The 15,763-nt window shown below is 61.3% G+C and carries 14 protein-coding genes; 8 read left to right on the top strand and 6 right to left on the bottom strand.

Features of this window, described 5'->3' with window-relative positions; genetic code table 11:
• Positions 1 to 60 precede the first annotated feature (60 nt).
• The gene (locus V1475_RS10895) at positions 61 to 696 is read left to right on the top strand and encodes a DnaJ domain-containing protein (protein WP_434287869.1); all 636 of its coding nucleotides are present in this window, start codon (positions 61 to 63) and stop codon (positions 694 to 696) included.
• 101 nt (positions 697 to 797) lie between these two features.
• Here the strand turns inward: V1475_RS10895 and V1475_RS10890 are convergent, their stop codons facing one another.
• Complete coding sequence (locus V1475_RS10890; RefSeq protein ID WP_479412762.1) at positions 798 to 1,769, bottom strand: DUF808 domain-containing protein; 972 nt, start codon at positions 1,767 to 1,769, stop codon at positions 798 to 800.
• Between the two features lie 210 nt (positions 1,770 to 1,979).
• Here V1475_RS10890 and cobS point away from each other — a divergent pair, with 210 nt between their 5' ends.
• The 3 genes from cobS to V1475_RS10875 all read left to right on the top strand — a co-directional run bounded on the left by cobS (position 1,980) and on the right by V1475_RS10875 (position 3,985).
• Entirely contained in the window at positions 1,980 to 2,948 is a 969-nt protein-coding gene (gene cobS / locus V1475_RS10885; RefSeq protein WP_066705490.1) for a cobaltochelatase subunit CobS, read from the top strand.
• Between the two features lie 207 nt (positions 2,949 to 3,155).
• On the top strand, positions 3,156 to 3,467 hold the full coding sequence (locus tag V1475_RS10880; RefSeq protein WP_479412761.1) for a hypothetical protein: 312 nt from the start codon (positions 3,156 to 3,158) through the stop codon (positions 3,465 to 3,467).
• 119 nt (positions 3,468 to 3,586) lie between these two features.
• Complete coding sequence (locus V1475_RS10875; protein ID WP_479412760.1) at positions 3,587 to 3,985, top strand: hypothetical protein; 399 nt, start codon at positions 3,587 to 3,589, stop codon at positions 3,983 to 3,985.
• A 71-nt stretch (positions 3,986 to 4,056) separates the two neighbouring features.
• On the opposite strand, the gene V1475_RS10870 is transcribed toward V1475_RS10875, so the two are convergent.
• The gene (locus tag V1475_RS10870; RefSeq protein WP_434287876.1) at positions 4,057 to 4,644 is read right to left on the bottom strand and encodes an NADPH-dependent FMN reductase; all 588 of its coding nucleotides are present in this window, start codon (positions 4,642 to 4,644) and stop codon (positions 4,057 to 4,059) included.
• 202 nt (positions 4,645 to 4,846) lie between these two features.
• Between V1475_RS10870 and cobT the strand changes: the two genes are divergently transcribed.
• The 3 genes from cobT to V1475_RS10855 all read left to right on the top strand — a co-directional run bounded on the left by cobT (position 4,847) and on the right by V1475_RS10855 (position 8,962).
• Positions 4,847 to 6,721 (top strand): cobaltochelatase subunit CobT, encoded by a 1,875-nt coding sequence (gene cobT, locus V1475_RS10865; protein WP_479412759.1) that lies wholly within the window; start codon positions 4,847 to 4,849, stop codon positions 6,719 to 6,721.
• 44 nt (positions 6,722 to 6,765) lie between these two features.
• Positions 6,766 to 8,550 carry an aminopeptidase P family protein gene (locus V1475_RS10860; protein ID WP_479412758.1) on the top strand — a complete coding sequence of 595 codons (1,785 nt, stop codon included), beginning with the start codon at positions 6,766 to 6,768 and terminating at the stop codon, positions 8,548 to 8,550.
• Positions 8,551 to 8,620: 70 nt separating this feature from the next.
• Positions 8,621 to 8,962: a DUF427 domain-containing protein gene (locus V1475_RS10855; protein WP_479412757.1), complete on the top strand. Its 342-nt coding sequence runs from the start codon at positions 8,621 to 8,623 to the stop codon at positions 8,960 to 8,962.
• A gap of 181 nt (positions 8,963 to 9,143) precedes the next feature.
• Here the strand turns inward: V1475_RS10855 and V1475_RS10850 are convergent, their stop codons facing one another.
• Together V1475_RS10850 and V1475_RS10845 are read right to left on the bottom strand one after the other, a co-directional pair.
• A complete protein-coding gene (locus tag V1475_RS10850; RefSeq protein ID WP_479412756.1) occupies positions 9,144 to 9,869 on the bottom strand; it encodes a hypothetical protein in 726 nt (241 codons plus the stop codon).
• A 5-nt stretch (positions 9,870 to 9,874) separates the two neighbouring features.
• Positions 9,875 to 11,560, bottom strand: coding sequence for a chloride channel protein (locus V1475_RS10845; protein WP_434287890.1), 1,686 nt, complete (start codon positions 11,558 to 11,560; stop codon positions 9,875 to 9,877).
• A gap of 117 nt (positions 11,561 to 11,677) precedes the next feature.
• Here V1475_RS10845 and V1475_RS10840 point away from each other — a divergent pair, with 117 nt between their 5' ends.
• Complete coding sequence (locus tag V1475_RS10840; protein WP_479412755.1) at positions 11,678 to 13,045, top strand: FAD-binding oxidoreductase; 1,368 nt, start codon at positions 11,678 to 11,680, stop codon at positions 13,043 to 13,045.
• A 176-nt stretch (positions 13,046 to 13,221) separates the two neighbouring features.
• Here the strand turns inward: V1475_RS10840 and recN are convergent, their stop codons facing one another.
• Together recN and V1475_RS10830 are read right to left on the bottom strand one after the other, a co-directional pair.
• Positions 13,222 to 14,874: a DNA repair protein RecN gene (gene recN, locus V1475_RS10835; RefSeq protein WP_479412754.1), complete on the bottom strand. Its 1,653-nt coding sequence runs from the start codon at positions 14,872 to 14,874 to the stop codon at positions 13,222 to 13,224.
• 13 nt (positions 14,875 to 14,887) lie between these two features.
• Positions 14,888 to 15,724 carry an outer membrane protein assembly factor BamD gene (locus tag V1475_RS10830; protein WP_479412753.1) on the bottom strand — a complete coding sequence of 279 codons (837 nt, stop codon included), beginning with the start codon at positions 15,722 to 15,724 and terminating at the stop codon, positions 14,888 to 14,890.
• Positions 15,725 to 15,763: the final 39 nt, after the last annotated feature.

The following is a 15,763-nucleotide window of genomic DNA, read 5'->3' as shown; positions in this document are numbered from 1 at the left end:
CTTTCGCATTTGGCCTTTCTCATCTAAAGTCTCGCGTCCGAGTCGAAAAGGTTGAGGCAGATGGATAAAAAAGATCCTTTCGGTTTTGATATGTCAGTGTCTTCCGCGAAAAAGAACAAGCGCGGAGGGCGGCGCGGCATGTCTGGCGCGTTCGAGACATCGAAGAGGACCTGTGAGTGGGAGGGCTGCACCGAGCCCGGCCAGTATCGCGCGCCGCGCTCGCCGGATCATCTGGACGAGTACAAATGGTTCTGCAAGGAACACGTCCGCGAATATAATTTGCAGTGGAACTTCTTCACCAATGCGACCGAGGCCGAGATGGATGCGGCCTACAAATCGTCGCAGACGGGCGATCGCCCGACCCAGCCCTTCGGGCGCAAGTCGGTGGAGCAACGCGCCTGGGAGCGCCTCGGTATCGACGATGCCCATGAGGTTCTGGGCGAGAATGCGACACGCAACCCGGGCAAATCCGACCCCAGCGCACCGACCCGCAAACTGCCGCCTGTCGAGCGTCAGGCGATCGACATTCTTGAGGCCAAGGACCACTGGACCAAGGCCGAGATCAAGAAACAGTACAAGTCGCTGATCAAGATCCTGCACCCCGATGTGAACGGGGGGGATCGTTCGCAGGAAGAACAGTTGCAGCAAGTGGTCTGGGCCTGGGACCAACTCAAGGACAGCCGCTGGTTCAAATAATCCTCCGCACATGAAAGGCCCCGCCAAGGCGGGGCTTTTTGAGTATTTAGACCATCAGAAAGCCGCAGAAGGGCTTCGGGGTTTTCTGATGGTTCAAATACTCAATGTTCTGCGGTTTTCGCCCCACGCACAGTCCGGATCAGGGGATTGATGATTTTCGCCACGATGGGGATCAGGATCAATCCATAGATCAGGCCGAAAATCCCATCGAAAAACGCCGTGACGAACCATGTGACAAATCCAGCGGCCACCTGCACAGCATGCGATGTGGCTTCCGCCATATGGTGGATCTCCTCGTAGGGATGATGCATCCCCAACTCATGCAGCCCGTGGATCACGATAGAGCCGCCGACCCAGATCATCGCCGCCGTGCCGATAATCATCAGGAGTTTCATGAACAGCGGCATGAACTTGACGATCCCCCGCCCCACGGCTCGGGTGGCGGAGAGCCGCCCGACACGGCTGAGCCAGAGACCGAAATCGTCTGCCTTCACGATCACCGCCACGCCGCCGTAAACCACGGCGGTGATGATGATCCCGGCAAGCGCCAGCGCCCCCGCCTCGAACCAGATCGACTGATTGGGATCGAGGGCCGCAAGGATGATGGTCATGATCTCGGCCGACAGGATGAAATCGGTCTTCACAGCCCCCGCGACCTTTTGTTCCTCGAGATGGGCCGGATCGCCATTCATCACCTGCCCGTCGGCATGGGGCGTGTGCGGTTTGAACAGGTGATAGACCTTTTCCGCACCTTCGAAACAGAGGTACGAGCCACCGAGCATCAGCAAAGGCGTGATCAGCCAGGGCGCAAAGCTCGACAGTAAAAGCGCCAAGGGCAAAAGGATCACCAGCTTGTTGCGGATCGAGCCCAGCGCGATCTTGCCCACGATGGGCAATTCGCGTGCGGGAGCAAAGCCATGGACGTATTTCGGCGTCACCGCCGCGTCGTCGATCACCGCGCCGGCCGCCTTGGCCGAGGCCTTCGCCGCCTGCCCGGCCACGTCATCGACCTGCGCTGCCGCGATTTTCGCGATGCCCGCAACATCGTCCAGAAGAGCCAGAAGGCCGCTCATGCCAATCCCCTTTTTCAAAACCTCGCTGCAATGTAAGCGGCGCCTGAGCCCGGGCAAAGCCCCCTGAGCGGGGAATTTTGCCGCGGCAGCACACATCTCCGTCTCCGCAGCCCCCTTTGGGCATTTCTGCGACGCCTCGGCCCTTGCACCTGCCGCCCCGACAGGGCAAGAAGTCAGGTGAGTTCAAAATTCAGGAAAACGGGCAAGATCATGGACGCGACCGCAAAACCGACCGAAACAATTTCCGTTCGCGATGTTTTCGGCATCGACACCGACATGACCGTGAAAGGCTTCGCCGAACCGACTGATCGCGTGCCCGCGCTTGACCCGACCTATAAATTCGATCCGGACACGACGCTTGCGATCCTCGCGGGCTTTTCCCACAATCGCCGCGTGATGATCCAGGGCTATCACGGCACCGGCAAATCCACCCATATCGAACAGGTGGCCTCGCGTCTGAACTGGCCCTCCGTGCGCGTCAACCTCGACAGCCACATCTCGCGGATCGACCTGATCGGGAAAGACGCGATCAAGCTCGTGGACGGCAAACAGATCACCGTGTTCCAGGAAGGCATCCTGCCCTGGGCGCTGCGCAACCCCTGCGCCATCGTCTTCGACGAATACGATGCGGGCCGCGCCGACGTGATGTTCGTGATCCAGCGCGTGCTGGAAACCGACGGCAAGCTGACGCTTCTGGATCAGAACGAAGTGATCACGCCGAACCCGTATTTCCGCCTTTTCGCCACGGCCAACACCGTCGGCCTCGGCGACACCACGGGGCTTTACCACGGCACGCAGCAGATCAACCAGGCGCAGATGGACCGCTGGTCGCTCGTCGCCACGCTCAACTACCTGAGCCACGACGCCGAAGCGGCCATCGTTCTCTCGAAAGCGCCGCATTACAACAATGAAAAGGGCCGCAAGCAGATCAACCAGATGGTTGCCGTGGCCGATCTCACTCGTACTGCCTTCATGAACGGCGATCTTTCGACCGTGATGAGCCCGCGGACGGTGATCACATGGGCGCAGAACGCGGAAATTTTCCGCAACATCGGTTATGCGTTCCGCCTGACCTTCCTCAACAAATGCGATGAGCTGGAGCGTCAGACCGTGGCCGAGTTCTATCAGCGCTGTTTCGACGAAGAACTGCCCGAGTCGGCGGTCTCTCTGGCCGGGTAATCGCCCCTAAATTCCATGCGTCAAAGCGGGCCTTCGGGTCCGCTTTTTCTTTGTGACCAAAGGGGAACGCAACGCACGCCGTGGTTAAACGGCTGGCAACCAATTTGTGCCACGCTCTCTCTTATGCGTGGACTTGCGATCATACTCGCCGCGACAGTCACAACCCTGCTTGCGGCCCTGCCCGCCCCGGCCATCCGGGCGCGGGAGATGGATCCTCTCGCCCGTGAGTTCGCCTATTGCGTCGGGCGGCTTTCCGCCACGATGGAGCACCAATGGCTGCTCTCCGATCCCGCCTCCGATCTGACGGAACGCCAACGCGGCGCGATGATTTCGCTGTTGGAAACGATCAGCCCGCCCGATCAGGGGGGCGCGCTGATGGCCCTTCGACTTTCGGCCAAATTCGCCCATGCCGATCTGTTGCGCCGGGCCGCGTTCGAACCGGATGCGCGACATGCCGAGGCGGCGCGCCATCAGGCCGAGATCGCGCTAGAGCAATGTCTTGCGATGATCCTCGGCTAGCTGCCCCAAAAGTATATCGTTCGTATATACAAAAATATTGCCAGACTCGCAAAACGCTCCTAGCCTCCATGTAACAGAACGATGACAGGACACGTGACACCCTAAGCAGCGAGACCGACATGCCCGAGCTTATCCACAGGTTTTCGATCAAAAAGACCCTATTGGCGCTGGTTTTACCTGCGCTCTGGAGTGCTCCGGCGCAAGGCGCGTCCCTTCCCGCCGACAATCCTTTGGCACGCGATTTCGCCTATTGCGCCGGACGACTCTCTGCCGAGGCAGCGCATCGCGAAGACCGGGAGTTGATGGCGCTCAAACGTGAGATGCAAGACCTGCTTGCCGCCGTCATCACGCCCGAGGCCGCGCCGTCCTATGAAGAATTGCGCATCGCTGGCCATGTGTCCCAAACCGAGCTTCTGGCCCTGTCGCGGTTTTCCTTCGACACGGAGGAGGCACATCGGGCGGAAGCGCTGGCTGAGAGCAATATCCGTCAATGCCGGGAGATGTTGCTGGGCGGCTGAGACCCGACATAAAAAAGGCCCGCTTACGCGGACCTTTTTGCCTGATATGTGCGTGGAACTTGGTCCGAAACTTATGCGTCGCGGGCGGCTTTGGTGGCTTTGGTCCACCAAGCCAGATCGCCCAACATGGCTTCGACGGAAGGCAGAATACCCGCTTCGATCTCGCTCATCTCGGCATTGGCGCCGAGCGGCGACACTTTGAAGAAATCGGAGCCGGAGATGTAGACAGCGGAGCGCACCGGCACCATTTGCAGGTTGATCACCACGGCGCGCAGATGCTCGACGGCACGGGCGGCACCCACGGCACCGTAGCCCATGACAGCAGCCGGTTTGCGAACCCATTCCTTGCCGGCTTGGTCGAACGCGTTTTTCAGCGAGGCCGGAATCGAAGAGTTGTATTCCGGGGTCACGAAGATATAGCCGTCGAATTCGGCCATTTTTTCCTGCCATGCGACAGCTTTTTCATCCGAAGACGGCATCCAGAGGTTGGAGGCCATTTCGTTGAACATCGGCAGATCGTAATCTTTCAGATCGACGAGTTCGAAATCGAGCTCAGAGGACAGCTCTTGCGCCTTGGAGAACAGCCACTGGGCCGGTTTGTCCGCGAAACGAGCATCGCGGGTGGAGCCGATGACGATGGCAATCTTGGGATTGGACATGTTGAATTCCTTTTCACGGCACGCCGGTTGAAAGAACAATCGGGGGAGGAGCGCGCCTTTGCGCCATTCGTAAATCCGCACAGGGCCGCGCATCAATGCCAATCTCTGCGCACAAACACACAAAACCTGTGCGACCTCGCGCCGACCCTGTTGCGCATCTCTTTCGCTTGCCCGGCCCCGCGCCGCGTGATTTAACGAAGCCATGAAAAAGCCCAGCGACAACCCGGCAGATCCCTTCAAGAAAGCGCTCGCGGAAGCGACCAAAGTGCTGGCCGACGACAGCGAGTTGACGGTCACCTACACGATGGACCCCTCGGGCCTCTCCGGCGACACGATGCGCCTGCCGCAAGTGTCGCGGCGGATGTCGAAAGAAGAGGTTCTGATCGCGCGCGGCACGGCCGATGCGCTGGCGCTGCGCCATAAGTTTCACAACGAGCAGACCTTTCAACGCTACGCCCCGCCGGGCCAGATGGCGTTTGACATCTATAACGCGCTGGAAAGCGCGCGCTGCGAGGCTGCGGGTGCGCGGTATATGCCCGGGACGGCGGGCAATATCGACGCCAAGATCGGCAATGAGGCGCTGCGCCGTGGCTATGATGGCATCACCCGGCGCGAAGATGCGCCGCTGGCGCAGGCCATGGGCTATTACCTGCGCGAAAAGGCCACCGGACGGCAGATGCCCGCCGCCGCCGACAACATCCTCGATCTGTGGCGCGATTTCATCGACGGCCAGACACAGGATACGTTCGAAGATCTCGACAGTCTTCTGGAGGACCAGAAAGGCTTTGCCCGCCTCGCCCGTCGGGTGATCGAGGAGCTGGGCTACGGCGATCAGCTTGGCGACGACCCGGACGAGACCGATCCCGAAGAGGACCAGTCCGCCGAGACCGACGAGCAGGAGGAAGAGCCGGACAGCCAGGGCGAAGAGCAGGAGCAGGACGACGAGAACGAGGCCAGCGCCGAAGACACGCAGGACGAACAGCAGGACATGCAGGAGGCCTCCTCCTCCTCCGACGACATGGCCGACGAGGAGTTTTCCGAAGAGGTCGAGCTGCCGCAGGACGAGGCCGATGTCGAGCCGCCGCAACCCGCGCCCGTCTCCGATGCCGATCCGAATTATCAGGTGTTTACCTCCGCCCATGACGAAGAGATCATGGCCGAGGAGCTCGCGGAACCCGCCGAGCTCGAACGCCTGCGCGCCTATCTCGACCAGCAACTCGAACCGCTGAAGGGCGCTGTGTCGCGGCTCGCGAACAAACTGCAACGCCGCCTTCAGGCGCAACAGAACCGGAGTTGGGAATTCGATCTCGAAGAGGGCATTCTCGACGCCGGACGTCTGGCGCGGGTGGTGGCGAACCCGACCACGCCGCTCAGCTTCAAGATCGAGAAAGACACCGAGTTCCGCGACACGGTGGTGACGCTGCTCCTGGACAACTCCGGCTCGATGCGCGGTCGCCCGATTTCGATTGCGGCGATCTGTGCCGATGTTCTGGCGCGCACGCTGGAGCGCTGCAACGTCAAGGTCGAGGTGCTGGGCTTTACCACGCGGGCGTGGAAAGGCGGGCTGTCGCGCGAGGAATGGCTCGCCGCCGGACGGCCGCAGCAGCCGGGCCGCCTCAACGATCTGCGCCACATCATCTACAAATCCGCCGACGCCCCGATGCGCCGGACGCGGGCCAATCTGGGCCTGATGATGAAAGAAGGCCTCTTGAAGGAAAACATCGACGGCGAAGCGCTCGAATGGGCGCACCGGCGGATCAGCGCCCGCCCCGAGGCGCGCAAAATCCTGATGGTGATCTCCGACGGCGCGCCTGTCGATGACAGCACTCTGTCGGTCAACCCCGCGAATTATCTGGAAAAACACCTGCGCGATGTGATCGCCATGGTCGAAAAACGCCGTCAGGTGGAACTTCTGGCCATCGGCATCGGCCATGACGTCACGCGGTACTACAACCGCGCCGTGACCATCACCGATGCCGAGCAATTGGCGGGCGCGATGACCGAACAGCTTGCCTCGCTCTTCGACAGCGATCCGCGCGCCCGTGCCCGTGTCATGGGCATACGCCGAGCCTCCTGAGCGAGGCTGCCCCGAATGTGAACAAACGAAAGGACCATTGCAAAATGTTCCAAAGCTTTGACGTGACCTCTCGCCCGGAACAGGCCGCTCCCCGCATCACCGCCCTGCGCCATGACATGCACGAGGTCGGCCTCAACGCCTTCATCGTGCCGCGTGCTGACGCCCATCAGGGCGAATATGTCGCCCCCTGCGACGAACGGCTGGCGTGGCTGACGGGCTTTACCGGCTCTGCGGGGTTTGCCGTTGTGCTCACGGGCCAAGCGGCGGTGTTCATCGACGGGCGCTATACGGTTCAGGTTCGTGCGCAATGCGATCCGAATGTGTTCGACTATGTCGACTGGCCCGCCACAACGCTCGCCGACTGGCTTTTGCAAAGCGATGCGGAGAAGATCGGCTTCGATCCGTGGCTGCACACGATCCGCGAGATTGAAACGCTCCGACGCGCGCTGGAGGGCTCGGGCAAGGAGCTGATCGCCAGCCCCAATCTCGTCAACCGGATCTGGAAAGACCGGCCCGAGCGCCCCGCCGAGCCGGTGAGCGTCCAGCCGTTTGAGCTTGCGGGCAAAACCTCCGAACAAAAATTCGCCGAGATCGGCGCGGCGGTGGCCGCCGCCGGTGCGGAGGCGGTGGTTCTCACCCTGCCCGACAGCATCTCCTGGCTTTTGAACATTCGTGGCTCCGATATTGCGCACAATCCGGTGGTGCAGGCCTTTGCCATTCTGACCACCACGGGGCGGCTGCAACTCTTTGACAGCGCATCGAAATATGAACATCTCGGGCCGGACCCGCGGATTTCTCTGCGGCCCCGGTCGGAGTTTTCGGAGGCTCTGGGCGAGTTGACGGGTAAGGTTCTGGTCGATCCCGGATCGGCACCGCAGGCGGTGAAAACCCTGATGAAACAGGCCCAGATCGTGGCGGGCGAAGACCCTTGCATCCTGCCGAAAGCCTGCAAAACGCCCGAGGAAATCGCGGGCACGCGCGAGGCGCATCTGCGCGATGGCGCGGCGATGGTCGAATTCCTCGCATGGCTCTCAGAGCAGCCCCCCGAAGACCTGACCGAGATCGAGGTTGTGAAGCATCTCGAAGCCTGCCGGGCGGCGACGAACCGGCTCAAGGAGATTTCCTTTGAGACGATCTGCGGCTCGGGTCCCAATGGCGCGATCGTGCATTACCGGGTGACGGAGGACACCAACCGCGCCCTGAAAGACGGTGAGCTTTTGTTGATCGACAGCGGCGCGCAATATCAGGACGGCACCACCGACATCACCCGCACCGTCGCTTTGGGCGATCCGGGCGCGGAGGAGCGCACGGCCTTCACCGCCGTGTTGCAGGGCATGATCGCGATCTCCACGGCGCGGTTTCCGCGTGGCATTGCGGGCGCGCATCTCGACGCTCTGGCCCGTGCACCTCTGTGGCGGATGGGGCGCGACTACGATCACGGCACCGGGCATGGCGTAGGTGCCTATCTCTCGGTGCATGAAGGACCGCAACGGATTTCGCGGATCTCCATGCTGCCGCTTCAAGAGGGCATGATCCTGTCGAACGAGCCGGGCTATTACCGCGAGGGCGCCTATGGCATCCGCATCGAAAACCTGATCGTGGTGGAACCCGCCCCGGCCCTCGAAAGCGCCGATCCGCAGCGGCACATGCTGGGCTTCGAGACACTGACATGGGTGCCGATCGACCGCCGCCTGATCCTCGCCGACGAACTGGCCCCCTGGGAGCGGGACTGGCTCAACGATTATCACGAAACGGTCTGGGACAAGCTCAAGGATCGCGTGTCGGAACATGCGCGGGCCTGGCTGCGGCAAGCGGTTGCACCGGTCTGACATATACCTGACGCATGAACCCTGATAAGGTCTGTGCGAAAACAGATAATTAAAACAAAAGGACGAGAACATGGGAGATCATATCACAATCCGCGCGGCGGTCGGCAAATGGGTCGTGCGTGCGGGCGGGGCCGTGCTGGGGGAGAGCGACCGGGCGCTGGAACTGACCGAAGGGGAGTTTCCGCCGGTGATCTATTTCCCACGCGAGGACCTTGCCATGGCCTTTCTCGAACCGACCGACACCGTCTCTGTCTGCCCCTTCAAGGGCGAGGCGAAACACTTTGATATTCATACGAAATCCGTCGTGATCGCCAATGCGGCATGGTCCTATGAGGACCCAAAACCCCGCGCGACCGAGGTCAAGGGGTATGTCGCTTTCTACCCGCAGAAGGCCGCTGTCGAACAGCTTTGAGCCCCCCGCGCCGTCCAAGGGAACACTCTTTGGACGGCGTTTTTGCGGGCGCATTTCTTTGCTTACAACGATAGACGGCATACGCCGAATAAGCCTCCCTGCGTCGGAGTAAACGTCAGAGACACAGAACGGGGGAGAGAACGGTACACCACAAATTGCAAAAGGGATGCGCAGCGGGCATCTACTGCCGATTGATTAAATCTCGGCTCAACATGTGGTGCGTGACGTCAAAAATAGGCCAATCCGCAAAGTTTTGACTCGCCTGATCCTTCAAACGACAATTCGTAATAAGGTACGGAAGAAAGTACCTCATATCACCTTCATGTTTAAACAAGTCGAGTTCGAATTTATCGGGACTCGTGCGATCTCGAACCTTCGAAATGTCCTGAGAACACATAGCTTCAGAAAACTGATCTTCTGCGACAAGCTCATCAAAACAATCCCGCTCTCCCCGACAGATCAAATAAACGGCCGAAAGATACTCGGCCCCAGCATACCCCTGCATAATCCGAGTGCTCGACTCCGTGCCCATTTTATTCGCCAAAGACTGAACACGGGAAATAAGAATCCTCCGTGTATCCAATATCTGATCAACCGATATGTCTCCGGCATAAAGGTCGGAGAGAAACGCGTAAGGGCTCTCTTTACAGATATTAAAAAGGTCTGGCTCGAACTGTCCCTCGATTAAAAACTGCAAAAAATTCGTCCAGACCAGAAACTGAGTTTCATTGCTGAGCAAGTGGTTTGCATCGCAACCATGTTTAAGCGCAAAGTTCCTGATCGTTTCGTGAGGCGCCACCATTTGGGCATTTCCGCTTATGGGAAACGTAAAAAAGACGAATGTGAAAATGACACCGAAATATCTGCGCAACGCATTATGTATATACATTTTGAAACCTATTTTCATTTATCTCAAGAATGCTCCTCCGCCGCAGTTTCCGCCAGTTTGCGGGAGAACACCCGGAGCGCGTCGACCTGAAACAGGGCGCCATGCAGTTCCGGTCCGGTGTCTTCGTGCAGGGTCACCACAGGCACAAAGATCAGATTGTTCTTATCGAACAAGGGCATGGCCCGTTCCAGCGTGGCGTTGGGGGAGACGTAGATCCCCTGCCCGATCAGTTCCTTGCAGGCCTCTTCAGAGGCAGCGCGCGGCGCGTCGGGCTTGCGATAGCATTGGTGGACGCGCACGGTGGCGAGCAAATAGGCCTGCGGTCCGGCGGCGAGGTGGACGCCGCGACGTTCGAGTTGCGTGAGGAAGAAGGAGCGGTCGACGAGGCGCGAGGCCAGCGCGGTCGAAAGCGAGACAGCGACCATCACGGCCAGCCCGGTTTGCCAGTCGCCGGTGAGTTCGAAGACGATCAAAGTTGTCGAGATCGGCGCGCCGAGGACGGCCGCCGCCACCGCCCCCATCCCCGCCAGCGCATAGAGCGTGACCGTGCCGGAAACGTCGGGGAAGATCCCGGTGGCGATCAGCCCGAAGGACAGGCCGGTGAGCGCGCCGACCATGAGCGCGGGGGAAAACACGCCCCCGCCCATGCGCCCCGCCATGGTGATGGCGACGGCGATGACCTTGAGCACGGCATAGACCACAGCCTGCCAGAGGATCAGTTGCCCGGTGAGGGCGGCGGAGGTGGTTTCATAGCCGACGCCGATGATATGCGGGAAGAAGATCGCGATCATGCCGAGCAAAAGCCCCGCAGCCGCCGGTCGGAGCACGGGCGGCAGGTGCAGTTTTTCCTGCACCCAGGAGCCGAAATCGTCGGCCATGAAAATCGTGCGCATCAGGAGCACGGCGACGAGGCCGGACAGGAGCCCGAGCATGAGAAAGGCGGGCAGTTCGACATAGAAGGACAGCGCCCCGTCATCGGCGAGGGTGAACTCGGTGACGCCGCCGAATTCGATCCGGTTGATGACCGTTCCGGCGACGGAGGCGATGGCGATGGGGGCAAAGGCGTGGACGGCGAAATGGCGCAGCACCACTTCGAGGGCGAAAAGCGCGCCCGCAATCGGTGCGTTAAAGGAGGCGGAGACGGCGGCGGCGACGGCGCAGCCCAAAAGATCGCGCCCGGTGATGCCGTCGGCGTGAAGGCGGTTCGACACCCATGTGGCGATGACGCCTGCGAGGTGGACCACGGGGCCTTCGCGGCCCGAGGAGCCGCCGGTGGAGAGGGTGATGAGCGAAGCGGCGGCGGAGGCGAGGCCCGCGCGTTTCTCGACCCGACCGTCGTTGAGGGCCGCGCCTTCGATCACATCGGCGACGGAGCGCACACGGCCGTCGGGGGTGAACCAGTTGAGGATGATGCCGACGACCAGCCCGCCGATCACCGGCAGGGCGAGCACCCAGAACCACGGCAGGTCGCGGGCGACGGTGTGCAGATGGCGCAGATCGTGCGTACCGTAAAGAAAGGCCTGAAGTTTCTCGATGCCGAGGCGGAAGAACAGCGCGGCCCCGCCCGAGGCGATGCCGATGACCAGCGCGATGAACCAGAACTGGATCTGGCTCGGACCGCGACGGCGGATCAGTGACAGGGTTTCGCGCAGGCCCTCGCGGATCTCGTTCAGCGCCTTGGCCGGATAGGCCGGTTTTTCCTCTGACATCCCCGCCCCTTCCAGACGCATTCGACCGCCGCCGCCCGGACCTGTCGTTTCGGTGCGCTTTTCCCCACCGCCCGCGTCCTTTATGGTCGCCGGACCCTAACAGACAGCGAGTCGACCATGATTTCCGAAACCGTATATGCCGCGCTTTCTTCCGTTCTAGAGGGTCGGCTCAGCCGATCCAAGTCCGAACTGGACCAGCACGGGCTGTCGGAGACGTGGTTTCCGCTGACCCCGCCGGAGGCCGTGGCCTATCCCGAGACCACCGAAGAGGTCTCCGAACTGATGAAGATTTGTCACGCCCATGAGGTCCCGGTGACGGGCTTTGGCGCGGGCACGTCTCTGGAGGGCCAGACGCTTGCGGTGAAGGGCGGTCTCGTCGTGGACTTCTCGCGGATGAACCGGGTCATCCGGGTCAACGACGCGGATATGGACGCGGTCGTCCAGCCCGGGATCACCCGCGAGGCGCTCAATGTCGAGCTTCGGACCACCGGGCTGATGTTCCCGGTCGATCCGGGGGCCAATGCAAGCCTTGGTGGCATGGCGATGACGCGGGCCTCGGGGACCACGGCGGTGAAATACGGCACGATGAAGGAGAATGTCATCGGGCTCGAGGTGGTGCTGGCCGACGGGACGGTCATTCACACCGGATCGCGGGCGCGCAAATCGGCCTCGGGTTATGATCTCACCTCGCTTTTCGTGGGCTCAGAGGGCACGCTCGGCCTGATCACGGAAATGACCGTGCGGCTTCATGGTCAGCCGGAGGCGATCTCCGCCGCCGTTTGTTCGTTTGACGAAATCAGCCCCGCGGTGCAGGCCGTAATCGCCACCATTCAGGTCGGGCTGCCGATGGCGCGGATCGAATTTCTCGATGCGGAAAGCGTCGATGCGGTGAACAAATATTCCGGTGCCGATTTCCCGCTCAAACCGCATCTCTTCGTCGAGTTCCACGGCTCGGAGAGCGGTGTGGCCGAACAGGTCGAGATGTTCGGCGAGATCGTGCATGAATTCGGCGGCTCGGATTTCCAATGGGCCTCGAAGGCGGAGGATCGCAACGCGCTCTGGACCATGCGTCACCATGCCTATTGGGCCTGTCTGGCGCTCCGGAAAGGCGCGAAGGCGGTTGTGACCGATATTTCCGTGCCGATCTCGAAACTCGCGCAGGCGGTAGAGGAAACCGCGGCGGATATTGCGGCCTCGCCCATCGACGGGCCGATTCTCGGCCATGTCGGCGACGGCAATTTCCACGCGATCCTGCTGGTCGACCCGAACGACGCCGACGAGATCAAACTGGCGAAAGCGCTGGCGCATCGGATGGCCGAACGCGCGCTCGCGCTTGGCGGGACGATCACCGGTGAGCATGGCATCGGCATGGGGAAAATTGGCTTGATGCAAGAGGAACATGGCGCGGCCTGGGGCCTCATGGGACAGATCAAGGCGGCCATGGACCCGAGGAACATCCTCAATCCGGGCAAGATGGTGCCCTGAACGTCAAAAGCGGTCTTCATAAAAAGCAGGCGCGAAAAGGTCATCCCTTTTCGCGCCGTTTTCGTGAAACAAAACCACTCGAACACGGACACATGATGACAGCGCATCATTAAACTTCCGTGAAAGTTCCGGGGCACGCAGGTTTGCTTTAGCGCGCCAGAAGCGCGCGGGTTCGTCTAGCGCGCCAGAAGCGCGCGGGCCGCTTCACGGGCGGCCTCGGTGATCGTGTCGCCAGAGAGCATCCGCGCCAACTCATCGATCCGGTTGCCCGCATCGAGCGGCGTAACCTCCGACAGCGTCATGCCTGCCTCGACCCGTTTCGCGACGCGCCAGTGATGACCGCCAAGGGCCGCGACCTGCGGACTGTGGGTCACCACAAGCACCTGCCCTTCGTCCGAGAGCGCTTTGAGACGGCGGCCCACCGCATCGGCGGTCGCGCCACCGACGCCGCGGTCGATCTCGTCGAAAATCATCGTCACACCGGTCTGGTCGCGGGTGAGACAGACCTTGAGCGCCAACAGGAAGCGCGACAGCTCACCGCCCGAGGCGATCTTGTTCAAAGGCCCCGCGGGCGCTCCGGGGTTGGTCGCCACGGTGAAGGCCACGGCGTCACGACCTTCGGGGCCCGGTTCGCCGGGGGTGATCTCGGTCGCAAACACCGCCCGCTCCATCTTGAGGGGTGCCAGCTCCCGGCCCATCATCGCGTCGAGCTCCTGCGCGGCTTTCACGCGCGCCTCGGTGAGCGCCATGGCGGCGGCGTCATAGGCGGCTTCGGCGTCGCGCACCGCCTTGCCGAGCTTCGCGAGATCGCCCTCCCCGCCATCGAGAGCTGCGAGTTTTTCCCGCAAACCGTCGGCGAAGGTGCCAAGCTCATCGGGCAGTACATTGTGTTTGCGCGCGAGGCCGCGAATGGCAAAGAGGCGCTCCTCGACCCGCTCCAGCTCATGCGGATTGAACTGCAACGCCTCGATGCAGTTTTCGACCCCCGATTGCGCCTCCGCCAATTCGTTGAGCGCCCGGCCCAGAGCGTCGATCGCCGCGTCCAGCCGCCCGTCAGCGCGATCAGACGCCCCTTCGAGCCATTTCAACGCATCCGTCAACATCCCTTCGCCGCCATCGTAGGACATCGCCTGATGGGCTTTCGCCACATCGCCAGCGATCTTTTCCGCCGATTGCATCAACCGACGTTCGGCGTCGAGTTTGGCCTCCTCGCCCGGCTCCGGGTTCAAAGCGTCAAGCTCGCCCACGGCATGGCGCAGGAATTCTTCCTCGGATTTCAACGCGGCCTGACGGGTCTCTGCCTCGGCAAGCGCCTTGCGCGCCATGCTCAGGGCTTTCCATGCGCGGCGCGATGTCTCCAGAAGCGGCGCAATGCCGCCGAAGGCATCGAGCAAAAGCCGGTGCCCGCGTGGGTTCAGAAGCCCCCGGTCGTCATGTTGACCATGCAATTCCACGAGAACGTCGGACAGCCGCCGCAGCACATCGCCCGAGACCCGCCGGTCATTGACCCATGCAGTCTTGCGCCCGTCCGCCGTATTGACCCTGCGCAGGATCAGCTCGCCGTCGTCGGTGTCCATGCCCAGCTCGGCCAGAACCTCTTTGGCATCGTGGCCTTTCGGCAGATCGAACACCGCCGTGACCTCTCCCTGCGCCGCACCCGTGCGCACAAGATCGGCGCGCCCGCGCCAGCCGAGAACAAAGCCGAGACTGTCGAGAAGGATGGATTTGCCCGCGCCGGTCTCGCCGGTCAAGACATTGAGACCCGGCTGAAATTCCAATTCCAGCCGGTCGATGATCAGCATGTCCCGGATGTCGAGACTTCTCAGCATGGGGGTCTGAGCCTCAGAGCCATTCGCCGCGGATCATCTGACGATAGATCGCGCCAAGCCAGTTGTTCTCGAAGACTTTCGGTTCCAGCCCCTGCCCGGTCAGCAGCTTGTAGCTGTGCTGATACCATTCGGAGGACTGGTAGTTGTGGCCCAGAATCGCGCCTGCGGTCTGTGCCTCTTCGGTGAGGCCCAGCGACAGGTAGCTTTCGACCAGACGGTGCAACGCCTCCGGCGTATGCTGGGTGGTCTGGAACTGTTCCACCACCACACGGAAACGATTCACGGCGGCAGTGTAATGTTTCTTTTTCAGATAATAGCGCCCGATCTCCATTTCCTTCGCCGCGAGGTGGTCGAAGGCGAGATCGAATTTCAGGATCGCGGAGCGGGCATATTCGCTGTTGGGATAGCGTTCAATGACCACACGCAGCGCCTGCAGCGCCTGGAAGGTGAGGCCCTGATCGCGCCCCACGTCGTCGATCTGGTCGTAATAGGACAGGGCCAGCAGATACTGGGCATAGGCGGCATCTTCGTCCGCCGGGTAGAAGTCGAGGAAACGCTGTGCCGCAACACGGGCGTTCTCATAATCCTTGTCGCGGTGATAGGAGAAGGCCTGCATGATCAACGCGCGCTTGGCCCAGTCGGAATAGGGATAAAGCCGCTCCACCTCGCCGAAATAGAAGGCCGCATCGCCGAAATCCTTTTGCGTGATCTCGAACTCGGCCCGCTCATAGATGTCATCCGCCGGATAGCCCTCGAGGTTCTCGCGCGGCGAATAATTCCCGCAGGCCGTCAGAAAAGCCATGGAAACACCGAGCGTTAAAGCCAGTTTGCCTGTTTTAAGTGCCGTCATGAAAGGCCCTACCCTCACCGTTCACCGCCCGTTTGACCG

The organism is Celeribacter sp. SCSIO 80838, from assembly GCF_056498065.1.
This window is presented reverse-complemented; position numbering and strand designations above follow the sequence as displayed.

Excerpts from the sequence above, each read along its gene's own strand:
- V1475_RS10895 (WP_434287869.1), top strand. The coding sequence starts at position 61 with ATGGATAAAAAAGATCCTTTCGGTTTTGATATGTCAGTGTCTTCCGCG.
- V1475_RS10890 (WP_479412762.1), bottom strand. The coding sequence starts at position 1,769 with ATGAGCGGCCTTCTGGCTCTTCTGGACGATGTTGCGGGCATCGCGAAA.
- cobS (WP_066705490.1), top strand. The coding sequence starts at position 1,980 with ATGGACGCGACCGCAAAACCGACCGAAACAATTTCCGTTCGCGATGTT.
- V1475_RS10880 (WP_479412761.1), top strand. The coding sequence starts at position 3,156 with ATGGATCCTCTCGCCCGTGAGTTCGCCTATTGCGTCGGGCGGCTTTCC.
- V1475_RS10875 (WP_479412760.1), top strand. The coding sequence starts at position 3,587 with ATGCCCGAGCTTATCCACAGGTTTTCGATCAAAAAGACCCTATTGGCG.
- V1475_RS10870 (WP_434287876.1), bottom strand. The coding sequence starts at position 4,644 with ATGTCCAATCCCAAGATTGCCATCGTCATCGGCTCCACCCGCGATGCT.
- cobT (WP_479412759.1), top strand. The coding sequence starts at position 4,847 with ATGAAAAAGCCCAGCGACAACCCGGCAGATCCCTTCAAGAAAGCGCTC.
- V1475_RS10860 (WP_479412758.1), top strand. The coding sequence starts at position 6,766 with ATGTTCCAAAGCTTTGACGTGACCTCTCGCCCGGAACAGGCCGCTCCC.
- V1475_RS10855 (WP_479412757.1), top strand. The coding sequence starts at position 8,621 with ATGGGAGATCATATCACAATCCGCGCGGCGGTCGGCAAATGGGTCGTG.
- V1475_RS10850 (WP_479412756.1), bottom strand. The coding sequence starts at position 9,869 with ATGAAAATAGGTTTCAAAATGTATATACATAATGCGTTGCGCAGATAT.
- V1475_RS10845 (WP_434287890.1), bottom strand. The coding sequence starts at position 11,560 with ATGTCAGAGGAAAAACCGGCCTATCCGGCCAAGGCGCTGAACGAGATC.
- V1475_RS10840 (WP_479412755.1), top strand. The coding sequence starts at position 11,678 with ATGATTTCCGAAACCGTATATGCCGCGCTTTCTTCCGTTCTAGAGGGT.
- recN (WP_479412754.1), bottom strand. The coding sequence starts at position 14,874 with ATGCTGAGAAGTCTCGACATCCGGGACATGCTGATCATCGACCGGCTG.
- V1475_RS10830 (WP_479412753.1), bottom strand. The coding sequence starts at position 15,724 with ATGACGGCACTTAAAACAGGCAAACTGGCTTTAACGCTCGGTGTTTCC.